Raw genomic sequence first — 15601 nt, 5'->3', positions numbered from 1 at the left:
AAACCGGTTTATTGACCGTCAATTTCCGCTTTTGATCTAGTTACAAGGCGGCTACCACAGCATCGCCCATGGCAGCACAGCCAACCTTACGGCATCCATCCGTGTAGATATCCGCTGTACGATAACCTTCAGCCAGCGCTTTTTTAACGGCTTTCTCGATACGCGTAGCATTGGCTTCATCATTGAAGCTATAACGCAGCATCATGGCAGCCGACAAAATCGTCGCCAGAGGGTTGGCAATATCCTTACCGGCAATATCAGGCGCAGAGCCATGGCTTGGCTCATACATACCCTTGTTGTTCTGATCCAGCGAGGCGGATGGCAACATGCCAATGGAGCCGGTCAGCATGGATGCCTCATCAGAGAGAATGTCACCAAAAATATTCCCCGTGACCATCACATCAAACTGCTTGGGCGCACGGATCAGCTGCATGGCAGCATTATCGACATACATATGGCTAAGCTCGACCTCGGGGTACTCCTTCGCCACTTCGATCATGACCTGACGCCACAACTCTGTCGTCTCAAGCACATTGGCCTTATCCACAGAGCACACCTTTTTGTTGCGCTTCATGGCGATACCAAAGGCAACGTGGGCAATACGGCGAATTTCGGATTCGCTGTAGCGCATGGTATTGATGCCTTCACGCTCGCCGTTTTCCAGTGTGGAAATGCCACGTGGCTGACCAAAGTAAATATCACCCGTCAATTCACGCACGATCATGATATCCAGCCCGGCCACGACTTCAGGCTTCAATGTAGAAGCCGAGGCCAGCTCGGGATACAACAAGGCCGGACGCAGATTGGCAAACAGGTTCAGTTCCTTGCGGATACGCAACAGGCCGCGCTCAGGACGCAGATGACGCTCCAGTTTGTCGTATTTCCAGTCACCTACAGCGCCAAGCAATACGGCATCCGAGGACTTTGCCAGCGCCAATGTAGCTTCTGGCAATGGATCACCAGCTGCCTCGTAGCCAGCGCCACCGATAGGCGCTTCCTGCATTTCAATGCCAATATTCAAGGCATTCAATACCTTGACCGCTTGCGCCACAATTTCGGGACCGATGCCGTCACCCGGCAAAACTGCTATTTTCATATACCGCGATTTCCTGAAGATTCTTGAATGAGAAGTTAGTTAAACAGCCAAGGTTGCGCTGCTTTATGCTTGGTTTCAAACGTCTTGATATCGTCCACATGCTGCAAGGTGAGGCCAATATCATCTAGGCCATTGAGCAGACAATGCTTGCGGAATGCATCCACCTCAAACGCATAGGATTTGCCATCCGGCGTATTCACCGTCTGGGTCGCAAGATCCACGGTGAGTTTGTAGCCTTGATTAGCTTCCACCGCCTGAAACAGGCTGTCCACCACATCCGCGCTCAGAATGATGGGCAAGATGCCATTCTTGAAGCAGTTGTTGAAGAAAATATCCGCATAGCTAGGCGCAATAATCGCGCGGAAACCATAATCCAGCAGGGCCCAAGGAGCATGCTCCCGGCTGGAGCCGCAACCGAAATTCTCGCGGGTCAGCAGGATACTCGCGCCTTGATAGCGAGGCTGGTTCAGCACGAAGTCAGGATTGATCTGACGTTTGCTGTTGTCCATGCCGGGCTCGCCATGATCCAGGTAGCGCCACTCGTCAAACGCGTTGGGGCCAAACCCTGAACGTTTGATGGATTTCAGAAATTGCTTGGGAATGATGGCATCGGTATCGACGTTCGCGCGATCCAACGGTGCCACAACTCCATTCAATTGGGTAAATGCCTGCATTACTTGCTCGTTTTCTGGATGGCTTCGCCAGCCTTTTCAATATCTTTTCCCATGCCTTCAACAGTATTACAGGCTGTGAGGCTCAACAGTGCCAACATGACCATGCATGTCATCCATTTCATCTCTGTTCCCCTATGCTCTCAATTACACTCAGTGAAAACGCAGGCCAAGCCTGCTGACTCTTAGGTGCATGCATGGCATGCGACAGGCGTTGCTTTACAGCATCGTCCTGACATCAACAAAATGCCCTGCCACAGCGGCAGCGGCCGCCATTTCAGGACTTACCAGATGCGTGCGCCCACCCTGACCCTGCCGACCTTCAAAATTGCGGTTGGAGGTAGAGGCGCAACGCTCACCGGGTTCCAGACGATCCGCATTCATGGCGAGGCACATGGAGCACCCTGGCTCGCGCCACTCAAAACCGGCATCCAGGAAAATGCGGTCCAGCCCCTCCTGCTCAGCCTGCGCCTTTACCAGGCCAGAGCCTGGCACCACCATGGCAAGCTTCACATTAGAGGCCACACGCTTGCCCTTGGCGATCATGGCCGCAGCGCGCAAATCCTCAATACGGGAATTGGTGCAGGAGCCGATGAATACCTTGTCGATATTGATCGCTTCGATAGGCGTATTCGCCTCCAGCCCCATGTATTGCAGAGCGCGCTCAATCCCGCCACGCTTGGTAGGATCAGACTCCTGCTCGGGATCCGGCACGCGGCCATTGATGGCGGTAACCATTTCTGGCGAGGTACCCCAGGTCACTTGTGGTTGAATATCCTCGGCCTTGAGCTCGACCACGGCATCAAATTTGGCACCCTCATCGCTATGCAAGGTTTTCCAATAAGCCACGGCAGCATCCCACTGCGCTTCGGTAGGCGCATAAGGACGGCCCTTAAGGTAGTTGATGGTAATGTCATCCACCGCCACCATGCCGGCCCGGGCACCCGCCTCGATGGCCATATTGCACAGGGTCATGCGCCCTTCCATACTGAGCGAGCGAATGGCAGAGCCAGCAAATTCAATGGCGTAACCCGTACCGCCAGCGGTACCAATACGACCGATCACGGCCAGCGCCACGTCTTTGGCGGTTACACCACGACCAAGCTCGCCTTCGACCAGAATCTGCATGGCCTTGGATTTTTTCTGCACCAGGCATTGCGTTGCCATGACGTGCTCGACTTCAGAAGTACCGATACCATGCGCCAAGGCGCCGAATGCGCCATGGGTGCTTGTGTGGGAATCGCCGCAGACAACCGTCATGCCAGGCAAGGTAGCACCCTGCTCAGGCCCGATGACGTGCACGATCCCCTGACGCTTGTCATTCATCTTGAATTCCGTCACGCCGAAATCGACACAGTTCTGGTCCAGTGTTTCTACCTGCAAACGTGAGATCGGGTCAGCGATACCATGCGAGCGATCGGTCGTCGGCACATTGTGATCAGGCACTGCCAGCACGGAATTGATACGCCAAAGCTTGCGGCCGGCGATTTTCAGGCCTTCAAAGGCTTGAGGGCTGGTTACTTCATGCACCAGATGACGGTCGATATAGAGCAATGCGGTGCCGTTTTCCTCGCGCACCACATGGGAATCGAACAATTTATCGTAAAGCGTTTTTGCCATTTCTTATGCTTTCCATTTGCTAAACCGGGCAACTGCCAACGGTTGGCTATCTTATATTCCTGTATCCGCTATTCCTGTATCCGCAAATCGCGGCATTAATCCCTGAAGTTGCCGAATTGCAGAGGAAAATCGGTGACCGATTTTTTGACAAAGGCAATCGCATCCTGCAGCACGTCACGCTTGGCGCCGGTAACGCGTACCGTATCGCCCTGGATGCTGGCCTGCACTTTCAGGCCGCTGTCCTTCAGCAACTTGACGATTTTCTTGGCCAGCTCGGTATCAATACCCGCCTTGATTTTCAGCACCTGCTTGACCTTGTTGCCCGACACTTTCTGCACATCCTGATGATCCAGACGCTTGGCACTGTCTGCTTCCTTCTTTTCCATGGCTGGCAGCAAGATATCCTTGATCTGATCCAGCTGAAAATCGGAGTCACCATGCAGGGTGATCAGATAGTCTTTTTCATTCAGCTCAACCGCTGCGCTGGTACCCTTGAAGTCATAGCGGTTGGTGATCTGGCGGCCTGCCACATCAATGGCATTTTTCAAGGCGACCATATCAACTTCAGAAGAAATATCAAATGTAGGCATGATGTGTGTTCCTGTTGTTTACTGTGTTTCCGTCATATCCATAAAAGCCAGATCCGTTACGCCTGGATCGATTCCAAACTGCATGAGCAAGGTTGTAGCCTGACCGCGATGGTGAGTCTGATGATTGAAAAAGTGCGATACCGTGATCCATGCGGGGCGACTGAAGGTCTGCTGATAAATACCGCTATCCCAACGCAACTCTTCCTGCAGCCAGTTATTGCTGACGCTTGTCGCCCAGGCCAGAATGGCATTATCCAGCACCAGCCGACGTTCACTTAAGGCAGCAAAGTTGTCGGCCTTATCGCTGTAGCGCTGTACGTTCGCCTCAAACCTGGCCAGCCAGATATCATCAGCCCATACCAAATGAGCCAACGTGCCATGCAGGGACTTGAAAAAGGCCCCTTTATCCAGCTGCCGCTGCTCTTCGTTAAGACTCGCAGCAGCCGCATACAGTTTCCCATTCATCCAGCGGTTATAGCGCGCCATCAAGCGCACATAATCGCGATCTATCATGGCTTACTCAAAATGGCAGACGTAATCCAGCGTTTCAATCGTTTCAATATCAAAGCTTGAATTGCCCGGTACGGTGAATTTTTCACCGGCCTGATAGGTATTCCAGGCTTCTTCGCCTTTCAGGCGCACTTTGCAAACACCCGCGTTAATTTCCATCAGCTCTGGCGAGCCGGTATTGAATGTCAGCGTGCTGGGGAAAATCACGCCAACGGTACAACGCGTACCGTTTGGAAACATCACGGTATGGCTGACACACTTGCCATCAAAATACACGTTGGCTTTTTTCTTGACGCTTACATTATCGAACTGGGCCATGAGACTCTCCTGTTTACTTTTTCTTGTTGTGTAAATTGGCAGCAATACGCATGCGCAATGCATTCAGCTTGATGAAACCACCGGCATCCTTCTGGTCGTAGGCGCCCGCATCATCTTCAAAGGTAGCGATGGTGGAATCAAACAGTGAATCCGTCTTGCTGTCACGGCCGACCACAATCACGTTGCCCTTGTAAAGCTTGAGGCGCACCCAGCCATTCACATTCAGCTGTGTATGATCAATCAGGGTCTGCAAGGCGATGCGCTCAGGGCTCCACCAGTAACCGTTATAAATCAGGCTGGCGTAACGCGGCATGAGGTCGTCCTTCAAATGCGCAACTTCACGATCCAGCGTAATGGATTCAATCGCACGGTGCGCCTTCAGCATGATGGTGCCGCCTGGCGTTTCATAACAGCCGCGCGACTTCATGCCGACATAGCGGTTTTCCACCAGGTCCAGACGGCCAATGCCGTGCTTGCCACCAAGTCGATTGAGCTCAGCCAGCACTTCATGCGCCTTGAGGCGTTTGCCATTCAGCGCCACGATATCGCCGCGCTCATACTCCACATCCAGATATTCGGCAGCATCCGGCGCTTTTTCCGGGCTAACTGTCCAGCGCCACATGTCTTCCTCTGCCTCAGCAGCCGGGTTTTCCAGATGGCGACCTTCGTAAGAGATATGCAAGAGATTGGCATCCATGGAATATGGACTACCGCCCTGCTTGTGCTTCATTTCTACCGGGATACCATGCTGCTCGGCATAGGCCAGCAGCTTTTCGCGGGACAGCAAATCCCACTCGCGCCATGGCGCGATAACCTTGACACCAGGCTTGAGCGCATAGGCACCCAACTCAAAACGCACCTGGTCATTGCCCTTGCCGGTAGCGCCATGCGAAATGGCATCTGCACCGGTTTCATTGGCAATGTCGATAAGACGCTTGGCAATCAATGGACGCGCGATGGAGGTGCCGAGCAGATATTCGCCTTCATATACAGTATTGGCGCGGAACATGGGGAATACGAAATCGCGCACGAACTCTTCGCGCAGGTCATCAATATAAATTTCCTTGACGCCGAATTTCTTGGCTTTTTCGCGTGCTGGCTCCAGCTCTTCGCCTTGGCCCAAGTCAGCAGTAAACGTCACCACTTCACATTGGTAGGTATCCTGCAGCCATTTAAGGATGACGGAGGTGTCTAATCCGCCCGAGTAGGCCAACACTACTTTTTTCACATCGCTCATTACTTTTTCCTGTTATCTTTTAAACGCTTATATTCAAATCTTAAACTAATCAGTGAACAGCTCAAACGCCACCAGAAAGCTGACAAACACCATCAGCGCCATCCCCAGCAGAAACAGCCGATCGGCATAGCGCTCGATACGCTGCAGATGATCTTTGTGCCGAATGGACCAATAAGAGAGCATCGTGCTCGCCATGAAGGCCAGGCTATCCACCGCCAACAGCTTGTCCGCCCAACTGGATATCGCCTTGTCTGGTGCGAGCTGAATGACCGAGATAACGGTGACACAGACCCCCACCATGGTGGAGGCAACCGGCAGGATATGGCGGGAAAGCTCAACAGGCTTCTTATCCATACTGATTTAAAATCAGGCCACCTTGCCCAGCAGCAGATATTCCATCAGCGCCTTTTGCACATGCAGGCGGTTCTCCGCTTCATCCCAAACCACCGAATGCGGACCATCAATCACCTCTGCTGCTACTTCTTCGCCACGATGCGCCGGTAAACAATGCATAAACAAGGCATCCGACTTGGCCACACGCATCATGTCCGCATCCACCTGCCAATCAGCAAAATCGCGCATCCGCTCTTCGTTTTCGGCCTCAAAGCCCATGGATGTCCAGACATCGGTCGTGACCAGATCAGCTCCCCGTGCAGCTTCCATCGGGTCGGTAAATTCCTCGTAATGCTCATGCCCATACAGGCCAGCACGCTCAGGCTCGACTTCGTAACCCGGTGGCGTAGAGACATGCACATTGAAATCCAGCACCTCTGCAGCTTGCAGCCAGGTATTGCAGACATTGTTGGAATCACCTATCCAAGCCACGGTCTTGCCCTGGATAGGCCCACGATGCTCAATAAAGGTAAAAATATCGGCCAGTATCTGGCATGGGTGATATTCATTGGTCAGGCCATTGATCACCGGCACGCGCGAATTAGCTGCAAAACGCTCGATGATCTCCTGCTCAAAGGTGCGGATCATCACAATATCGCTCATGCGCGAAATGACCTGCGCCGCATCTTCCACTGGCTCACCGCGCCCCAGCTGGGAATCACGGGTGTTCAGGTAGATAGCCGAACCACCAAGTTGCTGCATGCCAGCCTCAAACGACAGACGTGTACGTGTACTGGCTTTCTCGAAGATCATGACCAGGGTACGGTCAGTCAGCGGCCAGTATTGCTGATAAGCCTTGAACTGCTGCTTGATCCAGCGCGTACGTTCAAAGATATGATCCAACTCTTCCCGGTTCAAGTCCTTGAATTGTAAAAAGTGTTTGATAGCCATAAGTTTACTTCTTTTATTTTATTGACCTAAAAAGGCCTTGATCAGACCTGAGAGCTGGCTGACCAGTTGTTGGGCTTCGTCCTGATTGATGACCAGTGGCGGCAACAAGCGCACGACCTTTTCCGCGGTGACATTGATCAGCAGACGTTGCTCCAGAGCCTGCTTGACCAGCTCGCCGCACGGACGATCAAGCTCGATACCAATCATCAGACCTGCATTGCGTATGGTGCTTACCCCCTTCACGCCAGCAAACTCGGCGCGGAAAGCATCGCAAATCCAGTTGCCTATTTCTTCAGCGTGGGCGCACAAACCATCTTGCTCAATGATGTTGAGCGTTGCCAGACCCGCGGCCGTTGCCAATGGATTGCCGCCAAAGGTGGAACCGTGCTTGCCGTAGGTAAATACTTCGGACGCCGCCCCGCGGGCCACACATGCACCGATCGGCACGCCAGACCCCAAGCCCTTGGCCAGCGTCATGACATCGGGCTTGATATCAGTATGCTGAAATGCAAACCAGGTGCCCGTGCGGCCTATGCCGCTCTGCACTTCATCCAGCATCAGCAACCAGCCGTATTGATCACAGAGCGCGCGCAAGCCCTCAAGATAGGCCTTGCCATCGCGCGGTACGTTAATGCCGCCTTCGCCCTGCACAGGCTCTACCAGGATTGCCACCACATTGGGGTTATGCTCTGCCACTTGGCGTACGGCATCGAGATCGTCAAACGGCACACGCACAAAGCCACTCACCAGCGGCTCAAAGCCTGCCTGGGTTTTGCGGTTGCCGGTTGCAGACAGGGTCGCCAGTGTACGGCCATGAAATGCCCTATCCATGACGATGATTTCTGGGTTTTCAATGCCATTGTTGTGGCCATGCAGACGCGCCAGCTTGATGGCGGCTTCGTTGGCCTCGCAACCGGAATTGCAAAAGAAAACACGATCCATGCCAGCAATTTCGCAGACTTTATCTGCCAGAGCGGCCTGCTCGGCAATTTGATAAATATTGGAAACATGAATCAGCTTGCCCGCCTGCTCGCTAATGGCGGCTACCAGGCGGGGATGCGCGTGCCCGAGACCATTCACGGCCACGCCAGCCAGAGCGTCAAGATAGCGGTTACCCTGCGCATCGTATAACCAGACGCCCTCCCCCTTCACAAAGGTGACAGGTTGCCTGGCATAGGTATTCATCAAATGTTGAGACATTGTTTAACTCTATCTATAAAAAAACAAACGGCGGCCTATGCCGCCGTTTGCAGCAATATAAAAATCCTAAAGCCCGAAAATAGCCCGGTGCGTCAGTCCATTCGTCATGAAAAAAATCATGGGGACAGACAGCATAGTGTTGGTTCGTGACGCTAAAAAGGCAACGCGCCGTGCGCGGGCCTTGGCAGCATCATCTGCCGGGGCTAGTCCCAGAATTTTTTTCTGGTTAGGCCAGATCAGCACCCAGACATTAAACAGCATGATCGTGCCCAGCCACGCCCCGACACCGATAGCCGCATAGTCAGCCTGCAGTGTAAACGCTGGAACAAACGCCTTGCCCAGCAGTGCCGCACCCGCAACCCACGTGACGACGGCCGCCCATCGAAACCAGAGCAGCGCTCGAGGCGCCACATGCTTGCTGATACCGGCTGCGGTGCCATCGGCCGTGGCGTCTTTCAACGCAGGCACCTGCACAAAATTAAAGTAGTAAAGCAGGCCGACCCACGTAATGCCTGCCCATACATGTATCCAGCGTGCGAACCCTGGCATCAAATCCATGATCACACCCCGGCCAATATGAAGTTTTTAAGAAAAACATACAGCACCAGCGTCAGGATCACGCCTGAAATCAGGGTGCCGGAAATCGAATCCAGGGGATTTTTCATTGGCCGTTTCTCTGTAAAAAATCGTTGCACATCAAGAGTGTTGAGGTTAGCGCAAAACAGCCGATTAAGCAACATTTGACGCCTCATCCGAGCCTTTGCACCAGCATTTTTATCATAGAAAAATCCCCTCTCCCAATCTGCCCCGCAAGTAAAATTCTGCTTGAAAAAATATCCCATTCGGGCAAAATCCCAAGTCCGCCGTTTTATCTGCATTTCGCATTCAATCAGTCACTTCCAACCACTGCTCGCAACCTATGGCTTCCCTTGTCTCCGTCAATTTGCCCCGGCCAACTGTTTCCCAGCTGCCGATTGCCTGGTATACCGACCCCGAGATTTACAAGCTTGAACAGAAAGTGCTGTTTGCACATGCGCCCCAATACGTAGGGCACGAGCTCATGGCGCCACACCCTGGCGACTATCACACCCTGGACTGGATGCAGGAAGGCCGCGCGCTGGTACACAATCAGAATGGCATTGAACTGATCAGCAACGTCTGCCGCCACCGGCAGGCCATCATGCTGAATGGCCGTGGCAACACGCAGCACATTGTCTGCCCATTGCACCGCTGGACTTATAACCTCAAAGGCGAGCTGCTGGGCGCACCGCATTTTCCTGATAACCCGTGTTTGCACCTGAACAAGACCCCACTTCAGCAATGGCAAGGTCTGCTGTTTGACAGCCCACGGGATATAGCCCGCGACCTGCGCCAATTGGGCTGCAAGCAGGATTTTGATTTTACGAGTTACATGCTGGACCGCGTGATGGTGGAAGAATATGCCTTCAACTGGAAAACCTTTATCGAGGTTTATCTGGAGGACTACCATGTCGGGCCGCTCCACCCCGGGCTGGACAAGTTTGTGGACTGTGAACAGCTGAACTGGGAGTTTGGCGACTGGTACAGCGTACAAACCGTAGGCGTAAAGCATTCGCTGCAAAAATCCGGCTCCCCCACCTATCAGCGCTGGCAGCAACAGGTATTGCAGTATGGCGAACAATCCGCACCCAAGTATGGCGCCATCTGGATGGTGTATTACCCCTTCCTGATGATCGAGTGGTACCCGAATGTGCTCGTCGTGTCGCACCTCATTCCTCGCGGGGTGGATGCATGCACCAATGTGGTGGAATTTTACTACCCGGAAGATATTGCCTTGTTTGAGCGCGAATACGTGGAAGCCCAGCAGGCGGCCTACAATGAGACCGCGATTGAGGACAAGGAAATCTGCCAACGCATGCACGACGGTCGCCGCGCCCTGTTTGCTCAGGGCCTGGATGAACATGGCCCTTATCAACACCCCATGGAAACCGGGCTTGAGCACTTCCACCTGTGGATGCGCAAACAGTTAGACCCTCATCTGTGAATCTTTTCCGCCTGATCAGGCAATGGCGGCTGGGTAGCCTGTGGATGCTGGTGGCAGCGTTCTTCTTTGCCATCATGGGGGTGCTGGTCAAGCTTGGTGCGCAAAAATTCAGTAGCGCCGAACTCGTGTTCTACCGCTCGTTCTTCGGCCTGGTGTTTATTTACGGCCTGACGCGCATACGCAAGCAATCCCTCGCCACCCCCTTGCTCAGCAAACACATGTGGCGTGCGGTACTGGGGTTTATCTCCCTGCTGCTGTTTTTCTACGCCATCAGTGAACTCCCCCTGGCAACCGCCATCACCCTGAATTACACCTCGCCGCTTTTCATGGCAGCGCTTGCCCCGTTTTATCTAGGAGAAAAATTCCGCAAAACCCTGTTCGTCGCAATAGCGCTCGGGTTTGTTGGGGTCACCTTATTGCTCAAGCCCAGCCTGCATGTGGATGAGCTGATTGCGGGTGCATTGGGCCTGCTGTCAGGCGCATTGGCGGGGATTGTGTATATCCACGTAACCCAGTTGGGCCGCGCCGGCGAACCCGACTGGCGTACTGTGTTCTATTTCACGCTGGTGTGCACACTGGGTGGTGGCATATGGATGCTGGTCCACGACTTTCATCGCGTTGAGTGGGATGATCTGTTACTCCTGATCGGGCTAGGAGTGTCGGCCACCATTGCCCAGCTTGCCCTGACGCGGGCTTATCGCACGGGCAATCCCCTGGTCGTCGGCAGCCTGGCTTACAGCACGGTTGTCCTCGCCAGCGTGTTTGGCATCGTGATCTGGGGGGAGATGCTTTCGCTGGATCGCTGGTTCGCCGTGGCCATCATCGTGCTGAGTGGCGTGATAAGCGTCACATCACGCAAACCTCAAAATAAGGCGTAAAAGCGCGTTTACTCAAGCTAGACAAGCACTTAAAGAACGATTAGTCTTCACACCACACCCCACGCTGGATTTCAGAATGTTGGCAGCAAATCGTGAACACATAGGTCGTTTTGCAGGCAAGCTTATTGCGCCCTGCCTTGCCCTGTGGCTCACAGGCTGCATGGGCGGGCCCATTGCCCAGCAAATAGCCCAGTCAGTGGCCATGCGCAGCCTGGACAAGACCACCTCAGATGCATACGACAACTACTTGCTGAAACAGGATGAAGCCAGCCGCAGCCTGCCTCTCAAAGACACCGAGCCAGACCCATACTGGGCAAGTTTTGTTACCTCCGGCTTTTCCACGGTGGAAACCGTAAAAGAACCTTTGCCGGATTACCGGCAAGCCTCAACCAATACACCATCCGTGCCAGACCAGGCGATGGCAAATGGCGCGACAGCGGCTGAAGTTAACAGCAAAACGCAGGCAGCGCTGGTGCAAAGCAAACTGGTGCGCGTGGAGTTATGGAATCTGCTGATAGGCGATGAAAAGCGCTCCATTCTGGAAAAAGCCCGCCTTATGGGAGCTGCAGGGCTTCCACCAACAACCGAATGGCCGCGTTGGCAACTGGCGACTGGCGCGCCTGTAGGGGATAACCATCAGCCCATTACTTTCCTCATTCCTCCCGATTTCGGACGCATGAAGAGCGGCGATTATGCCGTGGTAGAAGTCGCTGGTGCGGGTGAGCTGAATGTCGCCCGCTACCCAGGACATTAAACGCTCAGGGATCAATCAGGCCTGAGCGCATGGCAATCAGCGCAATCTCGGCCGAGTTATTGGCGTTCAGCTTTTGCTTGATATTGTAGAGGTGCGTGCCTACTGTGCGTGGCGACAGGCTTAGTGTTTCGGCAATATCATTCGTGGTCTTTCCTTTAGCCAGCGCGATAAACACCTCGAACTCACGGTCCGAAAGCACGTCCACCGGATTTGCCTCGCCGGATAGTTGCTGAATGGCCATCTGCTGGGCGACGGTCGCTTCCAGATAACGTTTATTGCCCGCCACCGTGCGTATGGCCTTGATCAATTCCTCAGCAGCACTGCGCTTGGTGAGATAGCCCATGGCGCCTGCATTCAGCACGCGCTTGGGATGCACTGAATCCTCATGGGCAGACAACACCAGCACCTTGGCCGAACTATCCTTGGCCATGATGCGCTCAATCGCCTCGAGCCCGCCAATACCGGGCATCGTAATATCCATGACGACCACATCCGGATGATGTTCCATGTAAAGCTTGATGCCCTGCTCGCCATTTTCAGCTTCGGCAATCACTTTGATATCCGAAGCCGACTCCAGCAACATCTTGAAACCCATGCGCACCACGGCATGGTCGTCAACCAGCATGACCTTGATGGGCTCGCTCATGCGGCACCTCGCGCGGGAATAGTCACCATGATCTGGGTCCCTTGTTCCATCAGCGAGTCAACATTAAAGGTTCCATGCAGCGCCTGCACGCGCTCACGCATGCCCAGCAAGCCAAAATGCTTGGATTGATCCACATTACATATATTCATGCCCACACCATTATCCTGTATGGAAAGCTGCAATGCGCCTTCCGTTGTTTTTATCAAGCGTATATTAATCTGGGTTGCCTGCGCATGCCGCAACGCATTGGTGACTGACTCCTGCACAATACGGAAAAGATTAATATTCAGCGTTTCCCCTAAGTCATCCAACGGCCCGGATAAGTTCAACGTAAAGCGTACATCCGGATGCTGCCCCTGCCAATTGGTAATCGCATCGCGCAGGGTTTCCGACAAGCCCAGATTATCCAGTGAGCCGGGGCGCAACTGGCGAATAATATTGTGCATGCCATCGTAGATATGATTGGCGGCGGCCACTATCGTTTGCGCGTTAGCCGCAATATCGGGCATGGCTTCCGTGGTTTTGTTGGAAATGCCCACGGCAAAGGTTTTGATCGCAGTGACATATTGCCCCAGCTCATCATGCAGCTCACGCGCCAGACTGCGGCGCTCATCTTCAATGTGATGCTGAATCAGCTGTGTCAGCTGACGATTCTCCTCCAGCCGCAGCGCAGCCTCTTCCGCCTGCTTGCGTTCGGTAATATCGCGCATGCTGCATATTTCACCTATCACCTCACCCGAATGCGGATCCACCAAGGGCGCTGCCGTTAAGGAAATATCTCGCAACTTGCCATCGCGTGCCACGCGTTGCGTATCGTGGTTCTCCACTTTCTGCATTTGCTTGATGGCGGCAAAATTGGACTCCAGTTCGGCCTCATAGCCAGGCGGGATAAGAATCGCGGCCGACTTGCCGATGATATCCTCAGGTGCATAGCCGAACATGCGCTGTGCCGCCGCATTCCAGAATGAAATGTTGCCATCCAGATCATGGATCATGATGGCATCGGCCGTCTGTTTAACGATCAGGGCCAGACGGCGGCTTTCATCGGTGCGCGCCAGCAGCGACTCGCCCATCTGGTTAAAGTTATGGGCAATCTTGGAAAACTCCGGCAGCTTGAATTCGGGCAAGCGCACCGTCAAATCCCCCTGCTCCATCTGGTTGATTGCTTTGAGCATGGGCTCTACCGGCCTCAGCCACCGCCCCAGCATCCAGTACACCATGGCATTCAGGACCACAAAAAAACCAAGATTGATCCAGAACAGATTGCTCAACCGGCTCCATGCTTCACGAATAGCGCCACCGGGGTTAGACACGACGACCAGCATGCCAAAGCGGATGCGGCGCATCACGACTTCCTGCTCAGGCTCGATCAGCTTGACGAACCAACGTGGTGGATTTTCATCCGCCCGGTATTTGGAGGGAGGTGACTTGAACAGCAAATTGCCGTGCAGGTCATAAAGAATGATTTCATTGCTGCGCACGTGGCCGAGGGACAGCAAAAAGCGATGCATGACCTCATGCGTATAGCCCCACTCAGGATTTTGATACGAACTAAGAATCACCGTATCCAGCAATTGCACGGTCACGCGCGTAGCGGCCTCGACGCCCTCTTGAGTAGATGCCTTCATGCCGCGGATGATGACAAACCCGACCACGCTCATGAACACCAGCAATAGCAGGGTAATCAGCAGGTTCAATCGAAATCGTAGACTCATAAATTATCCATGCCGGGTTGCGCGCACGAAGACGCACGTTGTTTTTTTAATCATAAGGACATAAATCATGCCACAGACCTCGCCCGTTGGGGATGATGCATACTCGCTGCGCGTGAGCCATGACTAATCGCCGAAAAGCCTTATTGGGCTAGGACTCTATTTAACCCCAGATCAACGCCATGTTGATCATGGAATCAAGATCGGATGGATGTATAAGAATGAAATGGAGAAGTAAAAGAGGAGCAGATATGAGAAGTCTGGTTTGCGAAAGTGGCCAGACATCAATGTGTACCAACTACGTTTGAGACCAGTTAAAACGGAAAGCTGATACTGAGGGCAACAGAAGTTGAGGCGAGAAATCTTCAATTCGATGCTTATTCACCATGAAATCTCCCGCCTCGGATGCAAGCTCGATACCATCATGCCCAATTGCGATTCAAGCATGATGAAGGCATCGCTGAATGCAATAAATTAGGATTGAACCGAATTACGGGAACGACGACCGCCTTCAATAACCAGGCCGGTACGTTTGGCTTTAGCGATCAAAATAAGAATATCTGCCACTTTCACCTTGTTTGCTTTAGCTGCAAAATCGACTGCATCGGCAACTGCACTTAAGCCTTCGCTGCTCATGCTCAGCTCTGGCTTTTCCTTCCTGGGTGCTGCATTTTTAAGTTTGTTAAGTTTTTCTTCAAGATCTTTAATCATCTCTTCTTTAGTTCGGCGTTTGTAGTTGGCCATCAAATTCTCCTTAGATTATAGGGTAGGTAAGAAACTGGAACTTCTGATGATGTGGATTCTTTTACAAAGAACAGGTTCCATCAAGAAAGCAATAATGATCTTTCTTTCTTTTTTAATCAAGCCAGAATAAGTTTTAACTGACGAAAAACCAATATTTGAATGTGGTTTCTTTACCAGATCAGCCGTATGAAGATGAGATAAATGCTGTGAAAAATGGATGAAGATTATTGCATGCTGTTAACAATCTCATTCGAAAGGTCACTAGTTTTATAGTGCATTCAAAAACACGCGAGCATGATAAGACCTGGTTACCAAGCT

General features: G+C 52.9%; 19 protein-coding genes. 3 read left to right on the top strand and 16 right to left on the bottom strand.

The window, feature by feature from the left end; translation table 11 throughout:
• Positions 1–40: 40 nt before the first annotated feature.
• The 13 genes from leuB to FNL37_RS13980 form a co-directional block, all read right to left on the bottom strand.
• A complete protein-coding gene (gene leuB, locus FNL37_RS06145; RefSeq protein ID WP_159355536.1) occupies positions 41–1096 on the bottom strand; it encodes a 3-isopropylmalate dehydrogenase in 1056 nt (351 codons plus the stop codon).
• Positions 1097–1131: 35 nt separating this feature from the next.
• Positions 1132–1770: a 3-isopropylmalate dehydratase small subunit gene (gene leuD, locus FNL37_RS06140; protein WP_159355535.1), complete on the bottom strand. Its 639-nt coding sequence runs from the start codon at positions 1768–1770 to the stop codon at positions 1132–1134.
• Positions 1770–1892, bottom strand: coding sequence for an entericidin A/B family lipoprotein (locus FNL37_RS06135; protein WP_013442395.1), 123 nt, complete (start codon positions 1890–1892; stop codon positions 1770–1772). Before FNL37_RS06135 ends, leuD begins: the two co-directional genes overlap by 1 nt.
• A 94-nt stretch (positions 1893–1986) precedes the next feature.
• Positions 1987–3387 (bottom strand): 3-isopropylmalate dehydratase large subunit, encoded by a 1401-nt coding sequence (leuC, locus tag FNL37_RS06130; protein WP_013442396.1) that lies wholly within the window; start codon positions 3385–3387, stop codon positions 1987–1989.
• 95 nt (positions 3388–3482) lie between these two features.
• Positions 3483–3977, bottom strand: a complete 495-nt coding sequence (locus FNL37_RS06125) for a YajQ family cyclic di-GMP-binding protein (protein WP_159355534.1) — start codon at positions 3975–3977, stop codon at positions 3483–3485.
• 18 nt (positions 3978–3995) lie between these two features.
• The gene (locus FNL37_RS06120) at positions 3996–4463 is read right to left on the bottom strand and encodes a DinB family protein (RefSeq protein ID WP_244948217.1); all 468 of its coding nucleotides are present in this window, start codon (positions 4461–4463) and stop codon (positions 3996–3998) included.
• A 30-nt stretch (positions 4464–4493) separates the two neighbouring features.
• Positions 4494–4805, bottom strand: coding sequence for a pyrimidine/purine nucleoside phosphorylase (gene ppnP, locus FNL37_RS06115; RefSeq protein ID WP_013442399.1), 312 nt, complete (start codon positions 4803–4805; stop codon positions 4494–4496).
• Between the two features lie 13 nt (positions 4806–4818).
• Positions 4819–6042, bottom strand: a complete 1224-nt coding sequence (locus tag FNL37_RS06110; RefSeq protein WP_159355532.1) for an argininosuccinate synthase — start codon at positions 6040–6042, stop codon at positions 4819–4821.
• Between the two features lie 45 nt (positions 6043–6087).
• Positions 6088–6396, bottom strand: coding sequence for a hypothetical protein (locus tag FNL37_RS06105; protein WP_015830227.1), 309 nt, complete (start codon positions 6394–6396; stop codon positions 6088–6090).
• A 12-nt stretch (positions 6397–6408) separates the two neighbouring features.
• Positions 6409–7326, bottom strand: a complete 918-nt coding sequence (gene argF, locus FNL37_RS06100; protein WP_013442402.1) for an ornithine carbamoyltransferase — start codon at positions 7324–7326, stop codon at positions 6409–6411.
• An 18-nt stretch (positions 7327–7344) separates the two neighbouring features.
• Positions 7345–8526: an aspartate aminotransferase family protein gene (locus FNL37_RS06095; RefSeq protein ID WP_159355531.1), complete on the bottom strand. Its 1182-nt coding sequence runs from the start codon at positions 8524–8526 to the stop codon at positions 7345–7347.
• A 66-nt stretch (positions 8527–8592) separates the two neighbouring features.
• Positions 8593–9084 (bottom strand): urate hydroxylase PuuD, encoded by a 492-nt coding sequence (locus FNL37_RS06090; protein ID WP_041362185.1) that lies wholly within the window; start codon positions 9082–9084, stop codon positions 8593–8595.
• Between the two features lie 2 nt (positions 9085–9086).
• Complete coding sequence (locus FNL37_RS13980) at positions 9087–9404, bottom strand: hypothetical protein (RefSeq protein ID WP_244948216.1); 318 nt, start codon at positions 9402–9404, stop codon at positions 9087–9089.
• 41 nt (positions 9405–9445) lie between these two features.
• Between FNL37_RS13980 and FNL37_RS06080 the strand changes: the two genes are divergently transcribed.
• The 3 genes from FNL37_RS06080 to FNL37_RS06070 all read left to right on the top strand — a co-directional run bounded on the left by FNL37_RS06080 (position 9446) and on the right by FNL37_RS06070 (position 12181).
• Positions 9446–10549 carry an aromatic ring-hydroxylating oxygenase subunit alpha gene (locus tag FNL37_RS06080; RefSeq protein ID WP_159355530.1) on the top strand — a complete coding sequence of 368 codons (1104 nt, stop codon included), beginning with the start codon at positions 9446–9448 and terminating at the stop codon, positions 10547–10549.
• Entirely contained in the window at positions 10546–11427 is an 882-nt protein-coding gene (locus tag FNL37_RS06075; protein WP_159355529.1) for a DMT family transporter, read from the top strand. Before FNL37_RS06080 ends, FNL37_RS06075 begins: the two co-directional genes overlap by 4 nt.
• 76 nt (positions 11428–11503) lie before the next feature.
• Positions 11504–12181 (top strand): hypothetical protein, encoded by a 678-nt coding sequence (locus FNL37_RS06070; RefSeq protein ID WP_159355528.1) that lies wholly within the window; start codon positions 11504–11506, stop codon positions 12179–12181.
• A 4-nt stretch (positions 12182–12185) separates the two neighbouring features.
• Here FNL37_RS06070 and FNL37_RS06065 read toward each other — a convergent pair whose 3' ends face one another.
• The 3 genes from FNL37_RS06065 to FNL37_RS06055 form a co-directional block, all read right to left on the bottom strand.
• Positions 12186–12827: a response regulator gene (locus FNL37_RS06065; protein WP_015830233.1), complete on the bottom strand. Its 642-nt coding sequence runs from the start codon at positions 12825–12827 to the stop codon at positions 12186–12188.
• Entirely contained in the window at positions 12824–14542 is a 1719-nt protein-coding gene (locus FNL37_RS06060; protein WP_159355527.1) for a PAS domain S-box protein, read from the bottom strand. The genes FNL37_RS06065 and FNL37_RS06060 overlap by 4 nt, the downstream gene beginning before the upstream one ends.
• Positions 14543–15013: 471 nt before the next feature.
• Positions 15014–15283 carry a hypothetical protein gene (locus FNL37_RS06055; RefSeq protein ID WP_159355526.1) on the bottom strand — a complete coding sequence of 90 codons (270 nt, stop codon included), beginning with the start codon at positions 15281–15283 and terminating at the stop codon, positions 15014–15016.
• Positions 15284–15601: the final 318 nt, after the last annotated feature.

Origin of the sequence: Methylovorus glucosotrophus (genome assembly GCF_009858335.1) — a bacterium.
Taxonomy (GTDB): domain Bacteria; phylum Pseudomonadota; class Gammaproteobacteria; order Burkholderiales; family Methylophilaceae; genus Methylovorus; species Methylovorus glucosotrophus.
The sequence above is the reverse complement of the archived record's forward strand: the minus strand, read 5'-3'. Positions and strand labels throughout refer to the sequence as shown.

What these genes read in the sequence shown, in the direction of transcription:
- leuB (WP_159355536.1), bottom strand. Translation starts at nt 1,096, where the DNA reads ATGAAAATAGCAGTTTTGCCGGGTGACGGCATCGGTCCCGAAATTGTG.
- leuD (WP_159355535.1), bottom strand. Translation starts at nt 1,770, where the DNA reads ATGCAGGCATTTACCCAATTGAATGGAGTTGTGGCACCGTTGGATCGC.
- FNL37_RS06135 (WP_013442395.1), bottom strand. Translation starts at nt 1,892, where the DNA reads ATGAAATGGATGACATGCATGGTCATGTTGGCACTGTTGAGCCTCACA.
- leuC (WP_013442396.1), bottom strand. Translation starts at nt 3,387, where the DNA reads ATGGCAAAAACGCTTTACGATAAATTGTTCGATTCCCATGTGGTGCGC.
- FNL37_RS06125 (WP_159355534.1), bottom strand. Translation starts at nt 3,977, where the DNA reads ATGCCTACATTTGATATTTCTTCTGAAGTTGATATGGTCGCCTTGAAA.
- FNL37_RS06120 (WP_244948217.1), bottom strand. Translation starts at nt 4,463, where the DNA reads ATGGCGCGCTATAACCGCTGGATGAATGGGAAACTGTATGCGGCTGCT.
- ppnP (WP_013442399.1), bottom strand. Translation starts at nt 4,805, where the DNA reads ATGGCCCAGTTCGATAATGTAAGCGTCAAGAAAAAAGCCAACGTGTAT.
- FNL37_RS06110 (WP_159355532.1), bottom strand. Translation starts at nt 6,042, where the DNA reads ATGAGCGATGTGAAAAAAGTAGTGTTGGCCTACTCGGGCGGATTAGAC.
- FNL37_RS06105 (WP_015830227.1), bottom strand. Translation starts at nt 6,396, where the DNA reads ATGGATAAGAAGCCTGTTGAGCTTTCCCGCCATATCCTGCCGGTTGCC.
- argF (WP_013442402.1), bottom strand. Translation starts at nt 7,326, where the DNA reads ATGGCTATCAAACACTTTTTACAATTCAAGGACTTGAACCGGGAAGAG.
- FNL37_RS06095 (WP_159355531.1), bottom strand. Translation starts at nt 8,526, where the DNA reads ATGTCTCAACATTTGATGAATACCTATGCCAGGCAACCTGTCACCTTT.
- FNL37_RS06090 (WP_041362185.1), bottom strand. Translation starts at nt 9,084, where the DNA reads ATGGATTTGATGCCAGGGTTCGCACGCTGGATACATGTATGGGCAGGC.
- FNL37_RS13980 (WP_244948216.1), bottom strand. Translation starts at nt 9,404, where the DNA reads ATGCAGATAAAACGGCGGACTTGGGATTTTGCCCGAATGGGATATTTT.
- FNL37_RS06080 (WP_159355530.1), top strand. Translation starts at nt 9,446, where the DNA reads ATGGCTTCCCTTGTCTCCGTCAATTTGCCCCGGCCAACTGTTTCCCAG.
- FNL37_RS06070 (WP_159355528.1), top strand. Translation starts at nt 11,504, where the DNA reads ATGTTGGCAGCAAATCGTGAACACATAGGTCGTTTTGCAGGCAAGCTT.
- FNL37_RS06065 (WP_015830233.1), bottom strand. Translation starts at nt 12,827, where the DNA reads ATGAGCGAGCCCATCAAGGTCATGCTGGTTGACGACCATGCCGTGGTG.
- FNL37_RS06060 (WP_159355527.1), bottom strand. Translation starts at nt 14,542, where the DNA reads ATGAGTCTACGATTTCGATTGAACCTGCTGATTACCCTGCTATTGCTG.
- FNL37_RS06055 (WP_159355526.1), bottom strand. Translation starts at nt 15,283, where the DNA reads ATGGCCAACTACAAACGCCGAACTAAAGAAGAGATGATTAAAGATCTT.